The 20,905-nt window shown below is 64.4% G+C and carries 21 protein-coding genes; 13 read left to right on the top strand and 8 right to left on the bottom strand.

Going from position 1 to position 20,905, the window contains the following annotated elements; genetic code table 11:
• Positions 1-81 precede the first annotated feature (81 nt).
• Positions 82-945, top strand: a complete 864-nt coding sequence (locus tag AC2CGW_RS23725; protein ID WP_186710924.1) for a YicC/YloC family endoribonuclease — start codon at positions 82-84, stop codon at positions 943-945.
• 12 nt (positions 946-957) lie between these two features.
• Positions 958-1,578, top strand: coding sequence for a guanylate kinase (gene gmk / locus AC2CGW_RS23730; RefSeq protein WP_186670058.1), 621 nt, complete (start codon positions 958-960; stop codon positions 1,576-1,578).
• Positions 1,579-1,676: 98 nt separating this feature from the next.
• Here the strand turns inward: gmk and AC2CGW_RS23735 are convergent, their stop codons facing one another.
• From AC2CGW_RS23735 to AC2CGW_RS23745, 3 genes are all read right to left on the bottom strand, one after another.
• Entirely contained in the window at positions 1,677-3,224 is a 1,548-nt protein-coding gene (locus AC2CGW_RS23735) for an APC family permease (RefSeq protein ID WP_411383500.1), read from the bottom strand.
• Positions 3,225-3,338: 114 nt separating this feature from the next.
• Complete coding sequence (locus tag AC2CGW_RS23740) at positions 3,339-4,112, bottom strand: gamma-glutamyl-gamma-aminobutyrate hydrolase family protein (RefSeq protein WP_186710925.1); 774 nt, start codon at positions 4,110-4,112, stop codon at positions 3,339-3,341.
• A gap of 4 nt (positions 4,113-4,116) precedes the next feature.
• Positions 4,117-5,499 (bottom strand): glutamine synthetase family protein, encoded by a 1,383-nt coding sequence (locus AC2CGW_RS23745; protein WP_186710926.1) that lies wholly within the window; start codon positions 5,497-5,499, stop codon positions 4,117-4,119.
• Positions 5,500-5,708: 209 nt separating this feature from the next.
• Here AC2CGW_RS23745 and AC2CGW_RS23750 point away from each other — a divergent pair, with 209 nt between their 5' ends.
• The 5 genes from AC2CGW_RS23750 to AC2CGW_RS23770 all read left to right on the top strand — a co-directional run bounded on the left by AC2CGW_RS23750 (position 5,709) and on the right by AC2CGW_RS23770 (position 10,419).
• On the top strand, positions 5,709-6,581 hold the full coding sequence (locus AC2CGW_RS23750; RefSeq protein WP_186670061.1) for a LysR family transcriptional regulator: 873 nt from the start codon (positions 5,709-5,711) through the stop codon (positions 6,579-6,581).
• A gap of 216 nt (positions 6,582-6,797) precedes the next feature.
• Positions 6,798-7,061: a DNA-directed RNA polymerase subunit omega gene (gene rpoZ / locus AC2CGW_RS23755; protein WP_003253383.1), complete on the top strand. Its 264-nt coding sequence runs from the start codon at positions 6,798-6,800 to the stop codon at positions 7,059-7,061.
• Between the two features lie 59 nt (positions 7,062-7,120).
• Positions 7,121-9,229, top strand: a complete 2,109-nt coding sequence (gene spoT / locus AC2CGW_RS23760) for a bifunctional GTP diphosphokinase/guanosine-3',5'-bis pyrophosphate 3'-pyrophosphohydrolase (RefSeq protein WP_186670062.1) — start codon at positions 7,121-7,123, stop codon at positions 9,227-9,229.
• A gap of 23 nt (positions 9,230-9,252) precedes the next feature.
• The gene (locus AC2CGW_RS23765) at positions 9,253-9,633 is read left to right on the top strand and encodes a RidA family protein (protein ID WP_029612280.1); all 381 of its coding nucleotides are present in this window, start codon (positions 9,253-9,255) and stop codon (positions 9,631-9,633) included.
• Between the two features lie 54 nt (positions 9,634-9,687).
• Positions 9,688-10,419 (top strand): hypothetical protein, encoded by a 732-nt coding sequence (locus AC2CGW_RS23770; protein WP_411383501.1) that lies wholly within the window; start codon positions 9,688-9,690, stop codon positions 10,417-10,419.
• A 192-nt stretch (positions 10,420-10,611) separates the two neighbouring features.
• Here the strand turns inward: AC2CGW_RS23770 and AC2CGW_RS23775 are convergent, their stop codons facing one another.
• The gene (locus AC2CGW_RS23775) at positions 10,612-11,463 is read right to left on the bottom strand and encodes an SDR family oxidoreductase (RefSeq protein ID WP_288377721.1); all 852 of its coding nucleotides are present in this window, start codon (positions 11,461-11,463) and stop codon (positions 10,612-10,614) included.
• Between the two features lie 192 nt (positions 11,464-11,655).
• Between AC2CGW_RS23775 and exbB the strand changes: the two genes are divergently transcribed.
• The 6 genes from exbB to AC2CGW_RS23805 all read left to right on the top strand — a co-directional run bounded on the left by exbB (position 11,656) and on the right by AC2CGW_RS23805 (position 18,368).
• On the top strand, positions 11,656-12,618 hold the full coding sequence (exbB, locus tag AC2CGW_RS23780; RefSeq protein ID WP_484574699.1) for a tonB-system energizer ExbB: 963 nt from the start codon (positions 11,656-11,658) through the stop codon (positions 12,616-12,618).
• A 3-nt stretch (positions 12,619-12,621) separates the two neighbouring features.
• Positions 12,622-13,050 (top strand): TonB system transport protein ExbD, encoded by a 429-nt coding sequence (gene exbD, locus AC2CGW_RS23785; protein ID WP_186670069.1) that lies wholly within the window; start codon positions 12,622-12,624, stop codon positions 13,048-13,050.
• Positions 13,047-13,781, top strand: a complete 735-nt coding sequence (locus AC2CGW_RS23790; protein ID WP_484574700.1) for an energy transducer TonB — start codon at positions 13,047-13,049, stop codon at positions 13,779-13,781. The genes exbD and AC2CGW_RS23790 overlap by 4 nt, the downstream gene beginning before the upstream one ends.
• 93 nt (positions 13,782-13,874) lie before the next feature.
• Positions 13,875-14,801: a hydrogen peroxide-inducible genes activator gene (locus tag AC2CGW_RS23795; protein WP_054894878.1), complete on the top strand. Its 927-nt coding sequence runs from the start codon at positions 13,875-13,877 to the stop codon at positions 14,799-14,801.
• A gap of 4 nt (positions 14,802-14,805) precedes the next feature.
• Positions 14,806-16,884: an ATP-dependent DNA helicase RecG gene (recG, locus tag AC2CGW_RS23800; protein ID WP_186670073.1), complete on the top strand. Its 2,079-nt coding sequence runs from the start codon at positions 14,806-14,808 to the stop codon at positions 16,882-16,884.
• An 80-nt stretch (positions 16,885-16,964) separates the two neighbouring features.
• A complete protein-coding gene (locus AC2CGW_RS23805) occupies positions 16,965-18,368 on the top strand; it encodes an aminoacyl-tRNA deacylase and HDOD domain-containing protein (protein WP_186670075.1) in 1,404 nt (467 codons plus the stop codon).
• 39 nt (positions 18,369-18,407) lie between these two features.
• On the opposite strand, the gene AC2CGW_RS23810 is transcribed toward AC2CGW_RS23805, so the two are convergent.
• From AC2CGW_RS23810 to AC2CGW_RS23825, 4 genes are all read right to left on the bottom strand, one after another.
• Complete coding sequence (locus AC2CGW_RS23810; protein ID WP_484574701.1) at positions 18,408-18,785, bottom strand: helicase; 378 nt, start codon at positions 18,783-18,785, stop codon at positions 18,408-18,410.
• A gap of 152 nt (positions 18,786-18,937) precedes the next feature.
• Positions 18,938-19,237 (bottom strand): HU family DNA-binding protein, encoded by a 300-nt coding sequence (locus AC2CGW_RS23815; protein ID WP_016394014.1) that lies wholly within the window; start codon positions 19,235-19,237, stop codon positions 18,938-18,940.
• 187 nt (positions 19,238-19,424) lie between these two features.
• Positions 19,425-20,573 carry an NAD(P)/FAD-dependent oxidoreductase gene (locus AC2CGW_RS23820; protein WP_484574702.1) on the bottom strand — a complete coding sequence of 383 codons (1,149 nt, stop codon included), beginning with the start codon at positions 20,571-20,573 and terminating at the stop codon, positions 19,425-19,427.
• Positions 20,574-20,603: 30 nt separating this feature from the next.
• Entirely contained in the window at positions 20,604-20,771 is a 168-nt protein-coding gene (locus AC2CGW_RS23825) for a rubredoxin (protein WP_011536423.1), read from the bottom strand.
• Between the last annotated feature and the right edge of the window lie 134 nt (positions 20,772-20,905).

Raw genomic sequence — 20,905 nt, forward strand, 5'->3', positions numbered from 1 at the left:
CACCGCCGCACTGCGCTACAATCCTGCGCCTTGCAGCCGAAAGGCTTCCCCCGTACAAACCGAATTCGCGAGGTACTCCCCATGGTGCACAGCATGACCGCCTTTGCCCGCGTCGAGCGCGCCGGCAGCCAGGGCACCCTGGCCTGGGAGCTGCGCTCGGTCAACCATCGCTATCTCGAACCGCACCTGCGCCTGCCGGAAGCCCTGCGTGACCTCGAGGGCGCGGTACGTGAAGGTCTGCGCCAGGGGCTGTCGCGCGGCAAGGTCGAATGCACCTTGCGCCTGTCCGACGACAGCACCGGCAAGCCGCTGCAGGTCGATCGCGAACGCGCCGCGCAACTGGTCGCCGCCGCCGAGACCGTGGCCGGGCTGATCAAGCAGCCGGCGCCGCTCAACCCGCTGGAAGTGCTGGCCTGGCCCGGCGTGCTGGTGGCCGATGCCGCCGACCCGCAGGCCCTCAACGCCGAAGCCATCGCCCTGTTCGACGAGGCGCTGGCCGAACTCAAGGCCGGTCGCCTGCGCGAAGGCCAGGAGCTGGCACGACTGATCAACGAGCGCCTGGACGCCATGACCAGCGAGGTCGCCACACTGCGCACCCTGGTGCCGCAGATGCTGGCAGCCCAGCGCCAGCGCATCGTCGACCGCTTCAACGACCTGCAGGCCGAACTCGACCCGCAGCGTCTGGAGCAGGAAATGGTACTGCTGGCACAAAAGAGCGACGTCGCCGAAGAACTCGACCGCCTCAGCACCCACGTCACCGAGGTGCGCCGAGTGCTCAAGTCGGGCGGCGCCGCCGGACGACGCCTGGACTTCCTGATGCAGGAACTCAACCGCGAGGCGAACACGCTCGGCTCCAAGGCCTTCGACTCGCGCAGCACCCAGGCGGCGGTCAACCTGAAGGTGCTGATCGAACAGATGCGTGAACAAGTACAGAACATCGAGTAAGGCCACCCCACCATGAACCACAGCAGCGGCACCCTCTACATCGTTTCGGCGCCTTCCGGCGCTGGCAAGACCAGCCTGGTCACCGCCCTGACCGCGCAAGACCAGCAGATCCGCGTGTCTGTCTCCCATACCACCCGCGCCATGCGCCCGGGCGAGGCTCACGGGGTGAACTACCACTTCGTGGTTCACGAGGAGTTCAAGGCATTGATCGCCCAAGGCGACTTCCTCGAGCACGCCGAGGTGTTCGGCAACTACTACGGCACCTCGCGCAGCGCGCTGCAGGAAACCCTCGAACAAGGCTTCGACCTGATCCTGGAAATCGACTGGCAGGGTGCGCAGCAGGTGCGCAAGCTGATGCCCGAGGCCCTGTCGATCTTCATCCTGCCACCGAGCCAGGAAGCCCTGCGTCAGCGTCTGGACGGACGCGGCCAGGACAGCGAAGAGATCATTGCCGGGCGCATGAAGGAAGCGGTCAGCGAGATGGTGCATTACAACGAGTTCGACTACGTCATCGTCAACGACGACTTCGAAGACGCGCTCGAAGACCTGAAGTCGGTGTTCCGTTCGAACCGGTTGCTGCTCAAGAAGCAGCAGCAGCGCCATGGTGCGCTGTTGAAGCAGTTGGTCGGCTGAAACAATCGCGGGGCAAGCCCGCTCCTACAGGTACGGCACCGCACCTGTAGGAGCGGGCTTGCCCCGCGATCAGGCTGCACAGCAGCCCCACCTACGCCTTATTCCTGCAACTGAAGTTTCGCCTGCTGCTGCAAGGTTGCCCCGAGGAAGTACGCCGGGGCGCGCAGCCGCGACAGCATCATCAGCACGATGCCCAGCACCGAGATGATCGCCGCGATCACGAATACCAGCCCCAGCCCGCCTACATGCGAGCCGCTGCCAAAGTCGGGCGAAGCGCTGTCGATCGCGGTACGCACGAAGATCACCGACAGGATCACCCCACCCACCAGCGGGCACAGGCCGCGCATGAAGAAGTGGCGCAGGCTGTCGAACAGGCTGTCGCGGAAGTACCAGACACAGGCGAACGCGGTCAGCGAATAGTAGAAGCAGATCATCATCCCCAGCGCGGTGATGGTATCTGCCAGCACGTTCTCGCTCAGGGTGCGCATGGTCACGTAGAACAAGGCCGCCGCCACGCCCGCACAGATGGTCGCGTAGCGCGGCGTCTGCGAACGCGGGCAGACGCTGGCGAAACGCTGCGGCACGGCACCGTAGTAGCCCATGGCGAGCAGGGTGCGCGCAGGAGACACGAAGGTCGACTGCAGCGATGCCGCGGTGCTGGCCAACACCGCAATCGACATCAGGATCGCCAGCGGCCCCATGACCGGGCCGGCCAGGTGGGCGAAGACGTTCTCCTGGATGCGCGGATTACCCAGGCCCAGGCCGCTGTCGCTGATACCGGCGAATTGCAAGGTGGCAATGGCGGTGAACAGGTACAGCCCCAGGATCAGCAGCACCGTCCAGGTGGCCGCCTTGCCGGGCACTTCGTCGCTGCCGATGGACTCTTCGCTGACGGTCAGGCACACGTCCCAGCCCCAGAAGATGAAGATCGACAGCGACAGGCCGGCCGCGAAGGCCGAGAACGATTCGACACCGAAGGGGTTGAACCAGGCGAAATCGAACTCCAGCGGCGGCGGCGCAGTGGTCTCGCCGAAAGCCGCAAAACCAAAGCCCACCAACACCAGCAATTGCAGGGCGACCAGGCCGTACTGCACGGTCATGGTGGTGCCCATGCCCCGACAGCAGATCCACACCGCCAGGGCGATGAACGCACAACAGGTGGTGACGTTGATCAGCAGGTTGTCCGCCAGCGCGGCATACGCGTGATGCCCCGTGATCTGTCCGATGAACAGGTAGAAGAAATCGACCGCCACACCGGCCAGGTTCGACAGCACGATGGTGGTGGCAACGACCAGCCCCCAGCCACCGATCCAGCCGATCATCGGGCCGAAGGCACGTGCCGACCAGGTGAAAGAGGTGCCGCTGTCGGGCTCCGCGGCGTTCAGCTCGCGGTAGCCGAGGGCAACCAGCAGCATCGGCAGGAAGCCGACGATAAAGACCGCCGGCAGATGGGCGCCGACTTCGCGTACGGTCGGGCCGAGGGCGCCGGTCAGGGTATAGACCGGGGCAATGGTGGAGATGCCCAGCACCACGCTGGCCAGCAGGCCCAGGCGACCTTTGGCCAGGCCTTTGCTGGCACGCTGGGTGTTGCTGCCCGCGTCGGCCGCCACATCGGGAGGGCGGCCGGCTTCTGTGTATTCGCTCATGAGTTATTTGCCGTTGCTATTGGTATTGTTTTCACAGGCCTTGCGAACAAGGCCCGCTTTCACTCATTGAAAGCTTGCTGCAGGGGGTGGGTCATCCGAGACCTTCGGGTAACGTCAGAATGCCTTCTGGCGCGAACCCTCCCGAGCAGCATGGGCAATGCAGGCCTCGCGAAACGCCTGAAACAGACGTAGGGAGACCGGGTTTTCGGCGAAACGCCACTCCGGGTGCCATTGCACGCCAAGCACGAAGCCCGGCGCATCAGTCATCGACACCGCTTCGATCAGGCCATCCGGGGCCCGTGCCTCGACACGCAGGCCCGGGGCCAGACGGTCGATGCCCTGGCTATGCAGCGAGTTGACCTCGAACTGCGCAGCCAGGCCCAGGCGCTCGAACAATCCGCCCGGCGCAATGCCGACCGTGTGTCGAGGCCCGTATTGCACCTCCAGGGGTGCGTCCTCAGGTTCGCGGTGGTCCAGGTAGCCGGGCAGTTCCTGCACCCGCTGGTGCAGAGTGCCACCCAAGGCCACGTTGAGTTCCTGGAATCCACGGCAGATGCACAACACCGGCACGCCGGCGGCAATGGCGGCCTGCAGCAACGGCAGGGTCAGGCGATCACGCGCAACGTCGTGCCGGGTACCGTCCACGCTGGGGGCGCCATTGTAATGATGCGGCTCGACATTTGAAGGCGAGCCGGTAAAAAGAATGCCATTCAGGCGCGCCAGCAGCGCCTGCGGGTCGCTGGCCGTGTCGCGCGCCGGCAGGATCAGCGGCAACCCGGCAAAACCTGCCGCCTCGACATACTTGTCGCCCACCGTGTGCGACGAGTTCTTCCCAACCTGCTGGCGGCAGGCGCTGACACCGATCAAGGGAACCGCGTTTGCGCTCATGGGCTTACACCGTGTGCAGGTACCAGTTGTATTCGAGGTCGGAGATCGACACTTCGAACTCCGCCAGCTCGCTTTCCTTGCAGGCCACGAAGATGTCGATGTATTCCGGGCTGATGTATTGGTTGAGGACTTCGCTGTCATCCAGCGCGCGCAAGGCGTCACGCAGGTTGTTCGGCAGGCTCTGCTCGAGCTGCTCGTACGAATTGCCCTCGATCGGCGCGCCGGGCTCGACCTTGTTGGTCAGGCCGTGGTGGATGCCTGCGAGAATCGCGGCGAGCATCAGGTAAGGGTTGGCATCGGCCCCTGCGACACGGTGCTCGATGCGCAGGTTATCGCTGCTGTCGGTGGGCACGCGCAGGGCCACGGTACGGTTGTCCAGGCCCCAGCTCGGTGCGTTCGGCACATAGAACTGGGCGCCAAAGCGGCGGTAAGAGTTGATGTTCGGGCACAGGAAGGCCATCGACGCCGGCATGGTTTCCAGCACACCGCCAATGGCGTGGCGCAGGGTTTCGCTCTGCAGCGCGTCATCGTTGGCGAAGATGTTCTTGCCGGTTTTCTTGTCCAGCAGCGAGATGTGCACATGCAGGCCGTTACCCGCCTGGCCCGGATAGGGCTTGGCCATGAAGGTCGAGTCCATCTCATGGTCGTAGGCGATGTTCTTGATCAGGCGCTTGAGCAGGATCGCGTAGTCGCAGGCCTTGAGCGGGTCGGCGACATGGTGCAGGTTGACCTCGAACTGCGCCGGAGCACTTTCCTTGACGATCGCATCGGCCGGCAGGCCTTGCTCCTTGGCGGCTTCGAGCATGTCCTGCAGGCAGTCGGCGTACTCGTCCAGGTCATCGATCAGGTAGACCTGGGTCGACTGCGGGCGCTTGCCCGAGATCGGCGAACGCGGCGGCTGCGGTCGACCGTTCAGATTGTCCTGGTCGATCAGGTAGAACTCCAGCTCGAACGCCGCGCAGATTTCCAGGCCCAGCGCATCGAACTTGCTCACCACCTGGCGCAGCACTTCGCGTGGATCGGCGAAGAACGGCTCGCCTTCGATTTCGTGCATGGTCATCAGCAACTGGGCCGTCGGGCGCTTCTGCCAGGGCTCATTGGAGAGCGAACCGGGGATCGGGTAGCAGATGCGGTCGGCGTCGCCGATGTCCAGGCCAAGGCCCGTGCTTTCGACGGTCGAGCCGTTGATGTCCAGGGCGAACAGCGAAGCCGGCAGGTTGATGCCCTTCTCGTAGACCTTGTGCAGGCTGGCCCGCTCGATGCGCTTGCCGCGCACCACGCCGTTCATGTCGGAGATCAACAGATCGACGTACTGCGTGTCCGGGTGGGCTTCCAGGAATTCATTCATCTCGCGGGAAGAACGGGCGCACGGGGAGACCGACGTCATGGCTGTACATCCTTTGATTCGGAGCGGCGATGTGGGGATACGGCTGGCGCCTCGAGGGCGACGATGGTTGCTGCTGTTGTTCTTTTCACTGCCCCATCGTGGGGGAATTCTGTCGCTCGCCGGGCGCATTGATTCCCGGGGGCCGTTCCACTATAAAGTGGGCTCCAGTGCAACAGACATTGGCAAATCGGCAAGCAGAGCGTGCACAAATGCAATATCAGATCAATCACGCGGACCTCGCCCTGGTCCTGGCGCTGGAACGTGGTCGCTCACTGGCCAAGGCCGCCGAGCTCCTTAAGGTCGATGTTTCAACGGTATTCCGCTCGATCCGGCGGCTGGAGTCGGCGCTGGGCACTGCGCTGTTCGTCAAGAGCCGCAAGGGCTACCTGCCGACCGACACCGCGCAGGCCCTCGCCGAACAGGCAGAGCGTGCCGAGCAGGCGCTGGACGCCGCGCGCATCGCCCTGACCAGCGGCGAGCAGGTGGTCAGCGGCACGGTGCGCCTGACCTGCACCGAAGCCGTGCTGCACAGCCTGTTGCTCCCCGCGCTGGCCGAGTTCATGCCCAACTACCCCGCGCTGTCGCTGGAGATGGGCACCTCCAACACCTTCGCCAACCTCAGCCGCCGCGACGCCGACATCGCCCTGCGCCTGACCAACACACCGCCGGAGCATCTGGTCGGACGCTGCCTGGGCTCAACGTCCTACGTGATCTGCGGCCGCCCGGAGTTTCGCGAGCGCCTGGCCGAGTCGCCAAACAGCGTGCCGTGGATCGCCCCGGACGACGCCATGCAGGACCACCCCACGGTGGTCTGGCGCAACCAGCAGCACCCCGACCTGATCCCGCGTTACCAGTGCAGTGGCATGTCGACCATTGCTCAGTTGGTCAGCACCGGCATGGGGGTGGCGGCACTGGCCGACTATATGGTCGATACCCTGCCCGGCGTTGAGGCCTTGAGCGGCGCGCTGCCAGGCTGCGACACCCAGTTGTGGCTGCTGACCCGCCCCGATTGCCGCGCGCTGCGCTCGGTGCAGACGCTGTTCGAGGAGCTGACCCCGCGATTGCGTGACGCGATGTTGTGAAGCTGTTGTGTTCGCGGGGCGGGAAGCGTTATCGTCAGATTCAAGTGAGAGGCCGTCTGTTACGGCCCTTTCGCGGGCAAGCCCGCTCCCACGAGCAGCTGACACGGATCACCAGACAAAACAGGCCTTCCCTATTGGCTGGTGATTTTTTAAACTATCGAGTCCGCCTGCCCATTCTGGGCTGCACGCTAATCGCATCTGCTACTGAGGAAGACCATGGCCCGCGTAACTGTTGAAGACTGCCTGGAACACGTGGATAACCGCTTCGAGCTGGTCATGCTCTCGACCAAGCGCGCCCGCCAACTGGCCACCGGCGGCAAAGAGCCACGCGTGGCGTGGGAAAACGACAAGCCAACCGTCGTCGCCCTGCGCGAAATCGCCGAAGGCATCGTGACCAATGAATTCATCGCCGCCGAAGAGATCGTCACCGAGGATCCGGTGTTCGCTGCGTTCGAGGACGAGAACAACGAGGCCGTCTGATTCATGCCCGGTCGACGTCGCGCGGCACACGATCCTCTTCCTCTGCAAGAGGTGAAACCATGCCGGGTATAGAAGCCCTCGCCGAGCGGCTGTCGACCTATCTGGGCCCCGACCAGGTCAATCTGGTGCGCCGGGCCTATTTCTATGCCGAGCAGGCACACGATGGCCAGCGCCGCCGCAGTGGCGAGCCCTACGTGACCCATCCGCTGGCGGTCGCCAGCATTCTCGCCGATATGCACATGGACCATCAGAGCCTGATGGCCGCCATGCTGCACGACGTGATCGAAGACACCGGCATCGCCAAGGAAGCTCTCAGCCAGCAGTTCGGCGAAACCGTCGCCGAGCTGGTCGACGGGGTCAGCAAGCTGACCCAGATGAACTTCGAGACCAAGGCCGAGGCGCAAGCCGAGAACTTCCAGAAGATGGCCATGGCCATGGCCCGCGATATCCGCGTGATCCTGGTCAAGCTGGCCGACCGCCTGCACAACATGCGCACCCTGGAAGTGCTGTCCGGCGAAAAGCGCCGGCGCATCGCCAAGGAAACCCTCGAGATCTACGCCCCCATCGCCAACCGCCTGGGCATGCACACCGTGCGCGTTGAGTTCGAGGACCTGGGCTTCAAGGCCATGCACCCCATGCGCTCCTCGCTCATTCACCGAGCGGTGAAGAGCGCGCGCGGCAACCGCAAGGAAATCGTCGCCAAGATCGAGACCTCGCTGGCCAACTGCCTGGCCGCGGATGGCATCGAGGGCGAGGTCAGCGGCCGACAGAAACACCTCTATGGCATCTACAAGAAGATGCGCGGCAAGCGCCGCGCCTTCAACGAAATCATGGACGTGTACGCCTTCCGCATCATCGTAGACAAGGTCGACACCTGCTACCGCGTGCTGGGTGCCGTGCACAACCTGTACAAGCCACTGCCGGGGCGCTTCAAGGACTACATCGCGATTCCCAAGGCCAACGGCTACCAGTCGTTGCACACCACGCTGTTCGGCATGCACGGCGTGCCCATCGAAATCCAGATCCGCACCCGCGAAATGGAAGAGATGGCCAATAACGGCATCGCGGCGCACTGGCTGTACAAGTCGAACGAGGAAGAGCAGCCCAAGGGCAGCCACGCCCGCGCCCGCCAATGGGTCAAGGGCATCCTCGAGCTGCAGCAGCGGGCCGGCAACTCGCTGGAGTTCATCGAGAGCGTGAAGATCGACCTGTTCCCGGACGAGGTCTACGTCTTCACCCCCAAAGGCCGGATCATGGAGCTGCCCAAAGGCTCCACGGCCGTCGACTTCGCCTACGCGGTGCACACCGACGTCGGCAACAGCTGCATCGCCTGCCGCATCAACCGTCGCCTGGCACCGCTCTCCGAGCCGCTGCAAAGTGGCTCGACGGTCGAGATCGTCAGCGCCCCGGGCGCACGCCCGAACCCGGCCTGGCTCAACTTCGTGGTGACCGGCAAGGCGCGCACGCACATTCGCCATGCGCTCAAGCAGCAGCGACGCTCCGAATCCATCAGCCTCGGCGAACGCCTGCTGAACAAAGTGCTGACCGGCTTCGACAGCAGCCTGGACAAGATCGCCGACGAGCGCGTCCAGGCCATCCTCACCGAATACCGTCTGGAGCTCGTCGAAGACCTGCTCGAAGACATCGGCCTGGGTAACCGCATGGCCTACGTGGTCGCACGCCGCCTGCTGTCGGCCGAAGGCGAGCAACTGCCATCGCCCGAGGGCCCGCTGGCGATCCGCGGCACAGAAGGCCTGGTGCTCAGCTACGCCAAGTGCTGCACGCCGATCCCGGGGGACCCCATCGTCGGCCACCTGTCGGCGGGCAAGGGCATGGTCGTCCACCTGGAAGACTGCCGCAACATCAGTGAAATCCGGCACAACCCGGAGAAGTGCCTGCAGCTCTCCTGGGCCAAGGACGTCACCGGCGAGTTCAACGTCGAACTGCGCGTCGAGCTGGAGCACCAGCGCGGCCTGATCGCCCTGCTGGCCAGCAGCGTCAACGCCGCCGACGGCAACATCGAGAAGATCAGCATGGATGAGCGCGACGGTCGCGTCAGCGTGGTCCAACTGGTGGTCAGCGTGCGCGACCGCGTGCACCTGGCTCGCGTGATCAAGAAGCTGCGCACCCTGACCGGCGTGGTCCGCATCACCCGAACGCGTGCGTAGTCCGTCAACCGCAAGGAGTCAACATGACCAAGACTGTCATCAACAGCGACAAGGCCCCTGCCGCCATCGGCACCTACTCCCAGGCGATCAAGGCCGGCAACACCGTCTACATGTCGGGCCAGATTCCGTTGGACCCCAAGACCATGGAGCTGGTTGAAGGCTTCGAGGCACAGACCGTGCAAGTCTTCGAAAACCTCAAGGCTGTTGCCGAGGCCGCTGGCGGTTCGTTCAAGGATATCGTCAAGCTGAACATCTTCCTCACCGACCTGAGCCACTTCGCCAAGGTCAATGAGGTCATGGGCCGCTACTTCGAGCAGCCCTACCCGGCCCGCGCCGCGATCGGCGTGGCTGCCCTGCCCAAGGGCTCGCAAGTCGAGATGGACGCCATCCTCGTCATCGAGTGATGCCCAGGCGGCAGGCGCCCGGCCTGTCGCCTTCCCTTCCTGAAGGTTACCACCATGCGTCATGCCCTGCCTCTCGCGCTGGCAGCCCTGCTTCTGGGCGGCTGCGCCAGCCACAAACCTGAAGATTTCAACGGCACCTGGATCAACCAGGATGCCATCGACGCCGCCGTCAAGGGCGACAGCTTGCGCAAGGCGCTCTCCAGCCATGGCCCGGTGTTCGAATGGAAGATCGACGTCGCCAGCCAGCAAGCTCGCTACAGCAATGGCTTCGAAGCCGCCGAGGGCAGCCTCGTCGCGGCGGACAAACAATGGCAAGCCAATTTCGAAGGCGGCCAGAGCGAGCGATTGAGCCTCGACGGCGACGAATTGCAAACGACCGATACCTCCGGCGCCAAACAGACCTTCGTGCGCAGCAAGCCCCCGGCACCGGCCGACGCCCCACTGGGCGGCAGCTTCGAGAAGGCGCTGTACAAGGCATACCTGGGCGGTGAATGGAAAATCGTCGAAGGCCCGGGCCAGGGCGCCAAGGTCCGCTTCGCCGACGACGGCGGCGTGACCGGCCTGCCCGATCTGGACCGTTACGCCCTGTGCCTGGCCGGAGATTGCGCGTCCATGGGCGGCGACAACGACAGCCTCTGGCTGGAGCGTGACCAACGCGGCGCCCCGTGGGTGTTCAAGCGTGATGACGACAAGCTGGAGATTTTCCGCGCGGTCAACCGGGCGCAGCCCGACGAAATGCCGGAGCTCGCGGCTGGCGCGCGGCAGTGGGTGCTTGAACGCGACTGATCCACTTGCAGGAGCAGCTGGCTTGTTGAAAATCTGACAGCCAGCTCAATCCCTCTGTAGGAACGGCAGTTCGGCGCCCCGACTTGCCCGCGAAAGAGACACCGCGTTGCCTGGCACGGGCTGCGCCCGTGTTCGCGGGCGAGCCCGCTCCTACAAGTATCCGGCCAGCCTCAAGGGCGGTGGTGTGCAGGTTCAGCCTTTCAGGATCGCCGCGTAGCCTTCCTTGTAGCTCGCATACTGCGGCGCCCAACCCAGCGCCCGCGCCCGCGCATTGCTGCAGCGCTTGCTGCCGGTGCGGCGCACGCGCTGCTCGTCCGACCACTCGGTAACGCCCATGTACTGACGCAGCCAGGCCACCACCTCGGCCAGCGGGGCTGGATCGTCGTCGACACCGATGTAGCAGTCCTGCAGCTCCACGCCTTCCGCGTCAGCCTGCAGCAGGAACGCCAGCAACCCGGCCGCGTCCTCGGCATGAATGCGATTGCCGTACAGCGGTGGCTCCTCGACCACCCGGTATCCCTGGCGCACCTGGCTCAGCAGCCATTCGCGGCCGGGACCATAGATACCCGTCAGGCGCACCACGCTGGCGGGAATCCCGCTCTCGAGCGCCAGGCGTTCGGCCTCCAGCATGATCCGCCCCGAATACCCCTCGGGCTCGGTGGCCGCACCTTCCTCGACCCACTCGCCGTCCTGCTGCGCATAGACACTGCTGCTGGACACGAACAGCAAGCGGCGCGGGCGTTGCCCTTTGTGCGCCAACCAGGCCAGTACGTTGCGCAAACCCTCGACATAGGCGGCCCGATAACCGGCTTCATCGTGCTGGCTGGCCGCCACGCAATACACCAGGTAGTCCGGCGAACGCTCGGGCCAGGCGGCAGGAACACTGGCGTCGGACAGATCGGCCGCCACCGGCAGAACGCCTGCAGGCAGTTGTCCCACCGTGCGGCGCAGCCCATGCACCTGCCAGCCGCGGGCAAGCAGTTGCCGGGCCAGGCGGCTGCCTACATCACCACAACCTACGATCATCGCGGACAGATCCGACATCACTTCACTCCATAACGAAAGGCCCAGGCTAGCCGTATTAGACGATCAGCGGCTATCCAAGGCGTAAAAAAAGTTACTCTATTACTTTTGTTAACAAGAATTACTTGCAATAATGGCGCCCTGATCAGTTCTCGGCCCGCCTCGAGGCCATGGAGAACACCACCTTATTTTTCTTCATCAGGTCCGGCCAGCATGACTCGTACTCAACCTTCCGCTTCGCCAACCACGTCGCGCGCCTGGCGCGCCATCGCCGCGCTGCTGTTCAGCCTGGTGCTGGCCCCGGCCGCCATGGCTGAAGAGCCTGCCGCCAACGGCGCCACCCCTCCTGCTGCAGTCGCTCCGGCTGACCCGGCCGCCACCGGCCAGGCACCTGCCAACGGCGCTGAGCCCGCCGAGGCCCAGGCGCCAGCAGACGAGAACGGCGAAGCGCTGGTCGAGGACACCTCGCTGGGCATGGCCCACGACCTGTCCCCATGGGGCATGTACAAGAACGCCGATATCGTCGTGAAGGCGGTGATGATCGGCCTGGTCATCGCCTCCATCATCACCTGGACCATCTGGATCGCCAAGGGCTTCGAGCTGATGGGCGCCAAGCGTCGCCTGCGCAGTGAAATCGCCCTGCTGAAGAAGTCCGCCAGCCTGAAAGAAGCCAGCAGCGTCGCCCAAAAGGAAGGCACCCTGGCCCACACCCTGGTCCACGACGCCCTCGAGGAAATGCGCCTGTCGGCCAACGCCCGCGAGAAGGAAGGCATCAAGGAACGTGTCAGCTTCCGCCTGGAGCGTCTGGTCGCCGCCAGCGGTCGCAACATGAGCAGCGGCACCGGCGTGCTCGCCACCATCGGCTCCACCGCGCCATTCGTCGGCCTGTTCGGCACCGTGTGGGGCATCATGAACAGCTTCATCGGCATCGCCAAGACCCAGACCACCAACCTCGCCGTCGTTGCCCCAGGCATCGCCGAAGCCCTGCTGGCCACCGCCCTGGGCCTGGTCGCCGCGATCCCGGCCGTGGTCATCTACAACGTCTTCGCCCGTTCCATCGCCGGCTACAAGGCGCAGGTCTCCGACGCCTCGGCGCAGGTCCTGCTGCTGGTCAGCCGTGACCTGGACCATCAGGCTGGCGAGCGCGCCGCCCCGCACATGGTGAAAGTGGGGTAAGCCATGGGCCTGCATCTCAACGAAGGTGGCGACGACCTCGCCGAGAACCACGAAATCAACGTCACGCCGTTCATCGACGTGATGCTGGTACTGCTGATCATCTTCATGGTTGCCGCACCACTGGCGACGGTCGACATCAAGGTCGACCTGCCGGCCTCGACCGCAAAACCCGCACCGAGGCCCGAGAAACCGGTGTTCGTCAGCGTCAAGGCCGACAAGAAGCTGTACGTCGGCGATGACGCGGTGCCCCTGCCCGAACAGCTTGGCGCGATGCTCGACGCCAAGACCAAGGGCGACAAGGAAACCACCATCTTCTTCCAGGCCGACAAGGGTGTTGACTACGGCGACCTGATGGAAGTCATGAACACCATGCGCGCGGCCGGCTACCTCAAGGTCGGTCTGGTCGGACTCGAGACGGCAGCCAAGAAATGACGAACAAGCGCTCCAACCTGGTGCGCTACGGTGGCAGCCTCGCAGCCGTGCTCGGTGTGCACGTGATCGCCGTAGTGCTGACGCTCAACTGGTCGGTGCCCCAGGCTATCGAGCTGCCGCCGGCAGCGATGATGGTCGAGCTGGCGCCGATCCCAGAGCCCGCGCCACCGCCACCACCGAAAGCGGCTCCAAAGCCGCCTGCGCCGGTCGAAGAGCCACCGCTGCCCAAGCTGGTGGAGGCTCCGAAACCGAAAATCGCGATCCCGAAGCCGCCCAAGCCGAAGGCCAAGCCCCAGCCGCCCAAGCCCGAGAAAAAGCCTGAGCCGCCGAAGGACGAACCACCGGCCAAGGAACAAGTGGCCGATACCGCGCCCAGCAACGCGCCGCCGCAGAAATCGGCAGCGCCGCAGCCGAGTATCGCCTCCAACAGCAACGCCCTGCCGACGTGGCAAAGCGACCTGCTGCGTCACCTGGCGAAGTACAAGAGGTACCCGGAAGACGCGCGTCGCCGTGGCCTGCAAGGGATCAACCGACTGCGCTTCGTGGTCGATGCCGAAGGCAAGGTGCTGTCGTATTCATTGGCCGGAGGCTCAGGCAGTGCTGCACTGGACCGCGCGACGATGGACATGATCCGCCGCGCCGGCACGGTACCCAAGCCGCCTGCGGAGTTGTTGAACAATGGCACGATCGAGGTAGTGGCGCCCTTCGTCTACTCGTTGGACAAGCGCTGATACATTGCATCTGTCACAAAACCGCAAGTCTGATAACGTGCGTCTATCGATTGCACCCGCTATGCTGGGGCCGCAACTTCATGGACGCACGTTATGACCCTCACTGAACTCCGCTACATCGTCACACTCGCTCAGGAGCAGCACTTCGGCCACGCCGCCGAGCGTTGCCACGTCAGCCAGCCGACCCTGTCGGTCGGGGTGAAGAAGCTTGAGGACGAGCTGGGCGTGCTGATCTTCGAACGCAGCAAGAGCGCCGTGCGCCTGACACCGGTCGGCGAAAGCATCGTCGCCCAGGCGCAGAAGGTGCTCGAGCAGGCCCAGGGCATTCGCGAACTGGCCCAGGCCGGCAAGAACCAGCTCACCGCACCGCTGAAGGTCGGCGCCATCTATACCGTCGGCCCCTACCTGTTCCCGCACCTGATTCCACAGCTGCACCGGGTCGCCCCGCAGATGCCGCTGTACATCGAAGAGAACTTCACCCACGTGCTGCGCGAGAAACTGCGCAACGGCGAACTGGACGCGGTGATCATCGCGCTGCCGTTCAACGAGGCCGACGTGCTGACGCTGCCGCTGTACGATGAGCCGTTCTGTGCGCTGATGCCGGCCGACCACCCCTGGACCGCCAAGAAGACCATCGACACCGCCTTGCTCAACGACAAGAGCCTGCTGCTGCTTGGCGAGGGTCACTGCTTCCGCGACCAGGTGCTCGAAGCCTGCCCGACGTTGAACAAGGGTAACGATGCTTCGAAGCACACCACGGTCGAATCCAGCTCGCTGGAGACCATCCGGCATATGGTCGCCTCGGGCCTGGGTGTTTCGATCCTGCCGTTGTCGGCGGTGCACAGCCATCACTACGCCCCGGGCGTCATCGAAGTGCGTCCACTGACAGCGCCTGCACCGTTCCGAACCGTGGCCATCGCCTGGCGCGCCAGCTTCCCACGGCCAAAGGCCATCGAGATCCTCGCCGACTCGATCCGCCTCTGTTCGGTCGCCAAGGCGCCTGCGCCACAGCCGGCCTGATGCCATGACGGAGTTGTCGAAGGTCCCGGTCACAGAGCTCAAGGGCGTCGGCGAGGCCATGGCGGAAAAGCTCGCCAAGGTCGGCCTGGAAAGCCTGCAGGACTTGCTATTCCACCTGCCACTGCGTTATCAGGATCGCACCCGCGTCGTACCGATCGGCGCCCTGCGTCCGGGTCAGGATGCCGTGATCGAAGGCGTGGTCAGCGGTGCCGACGTGACCATGGGCAAGCGCCGCAGCTTGGTAGTGCGCCTGGGCGACGGCACGGGCGTGCTGAGCCTGCGCTTCTATCACTTCAGCAACGCGCAGAAAGAAGGCCTCAAGCGTGGCACCCACCTACGCTGCTACGGTGAAGCACGCCCCGGCGCCTCTGGCCTTGAGATCTATCATCCGGAATACCGCGCGCTCAACGGCGACGAGCCGCCACCGCCGGTCGAGCAGACGCTCACCCCGATCTACCCGACCACCGAAGGCCTCACCCAGCAGCGGCTGCGCCTGCTCTGCCAGCTCAGCCTGAGCAAGCTCGGCCCGCGTAGCCTGCCCGACTGGCTGCCGGATGAGCTGGCCCGCGACTATCACCTGGCGCCACTGGACGACGCCATTCGCTATCTGCACAACCCACCCGCCGACGCCGACCTCGACGAGCTTGCCGAAGGCCAGCACTGGGCCCAGCACCGCCTCGCGTTCGAGGAACTGCTCACGCACCAGCTCTCCCAGCAGCGCCTGCGTGAGAGCCTGCGCGCCCTGCGAGCCCCGGTGCTGCCCAAGGCCAGCCGCCTGCCCGGACAATACCTGGCCAACCTCGGATTCAGCCCCACCGGTGCCCAGCAGCGGGTCGGCAACGAGATCGCCTACGACCTCAGCCAGCCAGAACCGATGATGCGCCTGGTGCAAGGTGACGTGGGTGCCGGCAAGACCGTGGTTGCTGCGCTGGCAGCGCTGCAGGCATTGGAGGCCGGTTACCAGGTCGCGCTGATGGCGCCTACCGAGATCCTCGCCGAACAGCACTACATCACCTTCAAGCGCTGGCTCGAACCCTTGGGCATAGAAGTCGCCTGGCTGGCCGGCAAGCTCAAGGGCAAGGCCCGCGCCAGTGCGCTGGAGCAGATCGCCGGCGGCGCCCCCATGGTGGTCGGCACCCATGCGCTGTTCCAGGAAGAAGTGAAGTTTCGCCACCTGGCCCTGGCGATCATCGACGAACAGCACCGTTTCGGCGTGCAGCAACGGCTGGCCCTGCGCAAGAAGGGCGTGAACGGCACGCTGTGTCCGCACCAGTTGATAATGACCGCCACCCCCATCCCGCGTACCCTTGCCATGAGCGCCTACGCCGATCTCGACACCTCCATTCTTGATGAGCTGCCGCCTGGTCGAACGCCGGTCAATACCGTGCTGGTGGCCGACAGCCGCCGCTTCGAGGTGGTCGAGCGGGTCCGCGCTGCCTGCGCCGAAGGGCGCCAGGCCTACTGGGTGTGCACCCTGATCGAAGAATCCGAAGAACTGACCTGCCAGGCCGCCGAGAGTACTTTCGAAGAGCTTGGCAGCGCGCTCGGCGAGCTGCGTGTGGGCCTGATCCACGGGCGCATGAAACCTGCGGAAAAAGCCGCAGTGATGGCCGAATTCAAGGCCGGCCATCTGCAACTGCTGGTGGCCACCACGGTGATCGAAGTGGGGGTGGACGTGCCCAACGCCAGCCTGATGATCATCGAAAACCCTGAGCGCCTGGGCCTGGCCCAGCTTCACCAGTTGCGTGGCCGGGTCGGTCGGGGCAGCGCAGTCAGCCATTGCGTGCTGCTCTATCACCCGCCACTGTCGCAGATCGGCCGCGAACGCTTAGGGATCATGCGCGAGACCAACGATGGCTTCATCATCGCCGAGAAGGATCTCGAGCTGCGCGGCCCCGGCGAAATGCTCGGCACCCGCCAGACCGGCCTGCTGCAATTCAAGGTCGCCGACCTGATGCGTGACGCCGACCTGCTGCCCGCGGTACGCGACGCCGCACAGGCATTGCTGGCACGCTGGCCCGATCATGTCAGCCCGCTGCTGGATCGGTGGCTGCGTCACGGCCAACAATACGGCCAAGTGTGACGCCGGTCCCATTCGTGCCCCAGTTCGGGGCTCAGGATGGTTATACTTCGCGTTTAAAAAGACACCTTTGGAAACAGACCATGACTGAAGTGGCCTTGGACACCGCAACCCCGCACGCTCCGTCGGTCATCCGACTGCTGCTGGACAAGCTCGGCGTAGTCTATCGCGAGGTGTCCGAACACCCGCGGCTGCCCGCGAAATCGCGCGTCCAGGCCGTTCTGCTGGACGACGAAGTCGGCGCGCTCATGGTGCTGTTTCCCCAGAGCCACCTGCTGGACCTGAAGCGCCTGGAAGAGCTGACCGGTCGCACACTCAAGGCCGTGCCGCTGGAGCGTCTGAAGAAGATGCTCGACAAGCACCAGCTCAAGGCGTTGCCGGCGATCCCGGCCCTGACCAGCTCGCCGTGCCTGTACGATGAGCGGCTGCTGGACGCCGACTCGCTGCTGATCCAGTCCGGCGAGGTGGGCCTGCTGCTCGAGATCGCCCGCGACAATTTCAAGCGCATGCTGAGCAAGGCCACTGCAGGCAGCTTTGGCCTTGAAGTCGAAAGTATCCAGCGCAACCTCGACCGCCCCCACGACGACACCAAGGAAATCTCCAACGCGGTCCAGGCCTTCACTGCCCGACGCATCCAGCAGCGCCTGGAGCAGACCATCGAGATCCCACCGCTGGCCGATACCGCGCAGAAGATCATCAAGCTGCGCGTCGACCCCAACGCCAGCGTCGACGACATCACCGGCGTGGTCGAAACCGACCCGGCACTGGCCGCCCAGGTAGTCAGTTGGGCTGCCTCGCCCTACTACGCGTCACCCGGCAAGATCCGCTCGGTGGAAGATGCCATCGTTCGCGTGCTGGGCTTCGACCTGGTGATCAACCTGGCGCTGGGCCTGGCCCTGGGCAAGACCCTGAGCCTGCCGAAAGATCACCCGCAACAAGCCACGCCTTACTGGCAGCAGTCGATCTACACGGCCGCAGTGATCGAAGGCCTGACCCGCGCCATGCCGCGCGCCGAACGCCCCGAAGCCGGCCTCACCTACCTGGCGGGGCTGCTGCACAACTTCGGCTATCTGCTGCTGGCCCACGTGTTCCCGCCGCATTTCTCGCTGATCTGTCGTCATCTTGAGGTCAACCCGCACCTGTACCACAGCTATGTCGAGCAGCACCTGCTGGGCATCAGCCGCGAGCAGATCGGCGCCTGGCTGATGAAACTGTGGGACATGCCGGACGAGCTGTCTGCAGCGCTGCGCTTCCAGCATGACCCAAGCTATGAAGGCGAGTATTCGGCCTACCCGAACCTCGTGTGCCTGGCCACGTCGCTGCTGCGTTCGCGGGGCATCGGTTCAGGGCCGCAGGAAGAGATTCCGGATGCGCTGCTCGAACGCCTGGGGCTGACGCGCGACAAGGCGGAGGACGTGGTCAGCAAGGTACTGGAAGCCGAAGCGTTGCTGCGCGAGTTGGCATCGCAGTTCCAGGCGCCGCACTGACTGGCAGGAGCGGGGTTTCCCGTTCCTGCACAGGCCGAATCAGCCCTTATTCTTGCGAGGTTTGAGGTACTTCATCAGCCCCTGGAACCAGATCACCAGTGCCGGGTTGCCCTTGATCTGGATGTTCTTGTCCTGAATCCCCTGCATGAACGCCAACTGCTTGTTGCCAGCCTGCAGGGTGGCAAAGCCGAACGCGGCATCCTTGAAGGCAATGGCAAAGGCCGGCTGTGGGTGCAGGCCACCCTTGCTGCTGATGCGCTCACCACTCACCGTGAAATGCCGGGCCACCTTGCCGTCCAAGGTCTGCATCTGGAACACCAGGTCCTTGTCGCGCAGTTGCTGCTGGAAAGCCGGGTTGTTGCGGCTGGCCCTGGCCATCAGCAGACCCATGGCCCAGAGAAGAAAGCGAAACTTCATCAACGCGCCTCGATTGAAATATGACTGAAGCTCGCAGTTTATCCCTTTCTTAAACTTTTTACGCCAGCTCGCCACATCGTTTCCATACGCCAGAACGCACAACGGGCGCCCTGGGGCGCCCGTTCGGATGACACTGGGGTGTCAGGAATCGATCACTTGCCTTTCTTGGCTGGCTTGGCGGGAGCGTTGACGCTGTCACGCAGGTTCTTGCCAGGTTTGAAGGCAACAGTGTTGCTGGCCTTGATCTTCACCGGTTGACCGGTCTGTGGGTTCTTGCCGGTGCGCGCGCCGCGGTGACGCTTCTCGAAGGTGCCGAACCCGACCAGGGTGACGGTATCCTTGTCGAGCGCGCCAGTGATGCTGTCGAGAATCGCGTTCAGCACCTGATTGGCCTTTTCCTTGGTCAGATCGGCCTTTTCGGCGATGACGGCGGCGAGTTCTGGTTTACGCATAGTGAAGCCTCTTTGACGGGATTTTTGTTGTTATGCCGTGCTACCTGCGAAAGCAGCGCCCAAGGCGCCGCAGGCTCTAATCTGCGGCAGACGGAAGTGAGAATGGCACGCTCACCGAGGCCGCGCCAGTGTCTGGGCGGCCATTGTCGCGCCAAGGACAGGCCAAATGCGACAGTTCGAACGGCATTCAGGCCATAAGCGGCGGAAGCTGCCGATTCAGCGCCAGCTTTTCCATCACCGCCGAGCCCGTTAGGGCATAACCCAGCAATTGGCCATCAGCGCCGTAGCACAGCACTTTCAGGTCGCTGCCCTGCCCTTCGACCTGCCAGGTGCCCTCCCGGCCCATCGGGGGTGGCGAAACCACCAGCGGACACGCGGGCGTCTTTACCGTGACAGGCATCGGACCGTAGCTCACAGCCGTGGTGTTGCCGGCCAGCGTCTGCGCCAGCGCGCGGGCGCAGGCCATCAGCGGCATGACGTAGAGCAGGTTGATGCCCTCCACTTCGGCGCAGTCGCCCAGGGCGAAGATGTTGGCGTGGGAGGTGCGCAGCTGGCGATCCACCACCACGCCACGATTGACCTGCAGCCCGGCAGCGGCGGCAAGGTCTGTACGCGGTCGCAGGCCGACGGCCGAGACCACCAGGTCGCAGGCAATCGTTCGGCCATCGGACAAGTGAGCCTCCATGCCATCGCCCGAGCGTTGCAGACGAGTCAGCACCGGCCCCAGGTGGAAACGCACACCCAAGGCTTCCAGGCCTGCCTGCACCGCCTTGGCGGCGGCGGGGTGCAGTAGGGTCGGCATCACCTGCTCACAGGGCGCCACCACGTCGCACTGGTAGCCACCCAACGTGAGGTCGTTGGCAAACTCGCAGCCGATCAGCCCGGCACCGAGCAGCAGCACGCGCCGCTTGCCGACAGCGGCGGCACGAAAGCGCGCGTAGTCTTCCAGGTCGTTGATCGGAAAAACCAGCTCGGCGCCGTCGCCCTCGACCGGCACCTGTAACGTCTGCGCGCCCAAAGCCAGCACCAGGTCGCGGTAGGGCACCGCCTCCTCGCCGATCCACAGGCGCTTGTGGCCAGGATCGATGCCGCTGATGCGGGTATGAGTACGAATCTCGGCCTTGAGCTGCTCGGCCATGGCTCCCGGCTCGGCCATGCACAGGCCGTCGGCGTCCTTGTGCTTGGCAAAGCCGGTGGAAAGCATGGGCTTGGAATAAGAGCGACCGTCGTCGGCAGTGATCAGCAACAGCGGCGTGTCAGCGTCGAGCTTGCGAAACTCCCGGGCCAGGTTGTAGCCCGCAAGGCCTGTGCCGATGATCACCACGGGGGACGTCATGTCGTGCTTCCTCTTGCAGGGGGTCGTCGATCAGCCGATGGCGATCATTTCGAAGTCGCTCTTGCCTACACCGCAGTCGGGGCACAGCCAGTCTTCCGGCACGTCTTCCCAACGGGTGCCCGGAGCGATCCCGTCGTCCGGCCAGCCCTCGGCTTCGTCGTAGATCAGCCCACAGACAATGCATTGCCACTTCTTCATCAGGGTTCCTCGGTCAGGCGTTGTGTTGCTGCTGATGGCCCTTTGCCGCGAAGGACTCACCGCGCAATTCATGACGGGCTTTGTACTGGCCCGGCCGGCAGTATGCAAGCAAACCCGGCAATCATGCTAAGCTC

It is taken from the genome of Pseudomonas sp. SYWMCR5, assembly GCF_057197165.1.

Coding starts and splice junctions, on each gene's coding strand:
- AC2CGW_RS23735 (WP_411383500.1), bottom strand. CDS start 3,224: ATGAGCGAATACACAGAAGCCGGCCGCCCTCCCGATGTGGCGGCCGAC.
- exbD (WP_186670069.1), top strand. CDS start 12,622: ATGGGCCTGCATCTCAACGAAGGTGGCGACGACCTCGCCGAGAACCAC.
- AC2CGW_RS23750 (WP_186670061.1), top strand. CDS start 5,709: ATGCAATATCAGATCAATCACGCGGACCTCGCCCTGGTCCTGGCGCTG.
- AC2CGW_RS23790 (WP_484574700.1), top strand. CDS start 13,047: ATGACGAACAAGCGCTCCAACCTGGTGCGCTACGGTGGCAGCCTCGCA.
- spoT (WP_186670062.1), top strand. CDS start 7,121: ATGCCGGGTATAGAAGCCCTCGCCGAGCGGCTGTCGACCTATCTGGGC.
- AC2CGW_RS23810 (WP_484574701.1), bottom strand. CDS start 18,785: ATGAAGTTTCGCTTTCTTCTCTGGGCCATGGGTCTGCTGATGGCCAGG.
- AC2CGW_RS23725 (WP_186710924.1), top strand. CDS start 82: ATGGTGCACAGCATGACCGCCTTTGCCCGCGTCGAGCGCGCCGGCAGC.
- AC2CGW_RS23740 (WP_186710925.1), bottom strand. CDS start 4,112: ATGAGCGCAAACGCGGTTCCCTTGATCGGTGTCAGCGCCTGCCGCCAG.
- recG (WP_186670073.1), top strand. CDS start 14,806: ATGACGGAGTTGTCGAAGGTCCCGGTCACAGAGCTCAAGGGCGTCGGC.
- AC2CGW_RS23765 (WP_029612280.1), top strand. CDS start 9,253: ATGACCAAGACTGTCATCAACAGCGACAAGGCCCCTGCCGCCATCGGC.
- AC2CGW_RS23775 (WP_288377721.1), bottom strand. CDS start 11,463: ATGTCGGATCTGTCCGCGATGATCGTAGGTTGTGGTGATGTAGGCAGC.
- AC2CGW_RS23805 (WP_186670075.1), top strand. CDS start 16,965: ATGACTGAAGTGGCCTTGGACACCGCAACCCCGCACGCTCCGTCGGTC.
- AC2CGW_RS23815 (WP_016394014.1), bottom strand. CDS start 19,237: ATGCGTAAACCAGAACTCGCCGCCGTCATCGCCGAAAAGGCCGATCTG.
- AC2CGW_RS23825 (WP_011536423.1), bottom strand. CDS start 20,771: ATGAAGAAGTGGCAATGCATTGTCTGTGGGCTGATCTACGACGAAGCC.
- AC2CGW_RS23820 (WP_484574702.1), bottom strand. CDS start 20,573: ATGACGTCCCCCGTGGTGATCATCGGCACAGGCCTTGCGGGCTACAAC.
- AC2CGW_RS23795 (WP_054894878.1), top strand. CDS start 13,875: ATGACCCTCACTGAACTCCGCTACATCGTCACACTCGCTCAGGAGCAG.
- AC2CGW_RS23770 (WP_411383501.1), top strand. CDS start 9,688: ATGCGTCATGCCCTGCCTCTCGCGCTGGCAGCCCTGCTTCTGGGCGGC.
- exbB (WP_484574699.1), top strand. CDS start 11,656: ATGACTCGTACTCAACCTTCCGCTTCGCCAACCACGTCGCGCGCCTGG.
- AC2CGW_RS23745 (WP_186710926.1), bottom strand. CDS start 5,499: ATGACGTCGGTCTCCCCGTGCGCCCGTTCTTCCCGCGAGATGAATGAA.
- gmk (WP_186670058.1), top strand. CDS start 958: ATGAACCACAGCAGCGGCACCCTCTACATCGTTTCGGCGCCTTCCGGC.
- rpoZ (WP_003253383.1), top strand. CDS start 6,798: ATGGCCCGCGTAACTGTTGAAGACTGCCTGGAACACGTGGATAACCGC.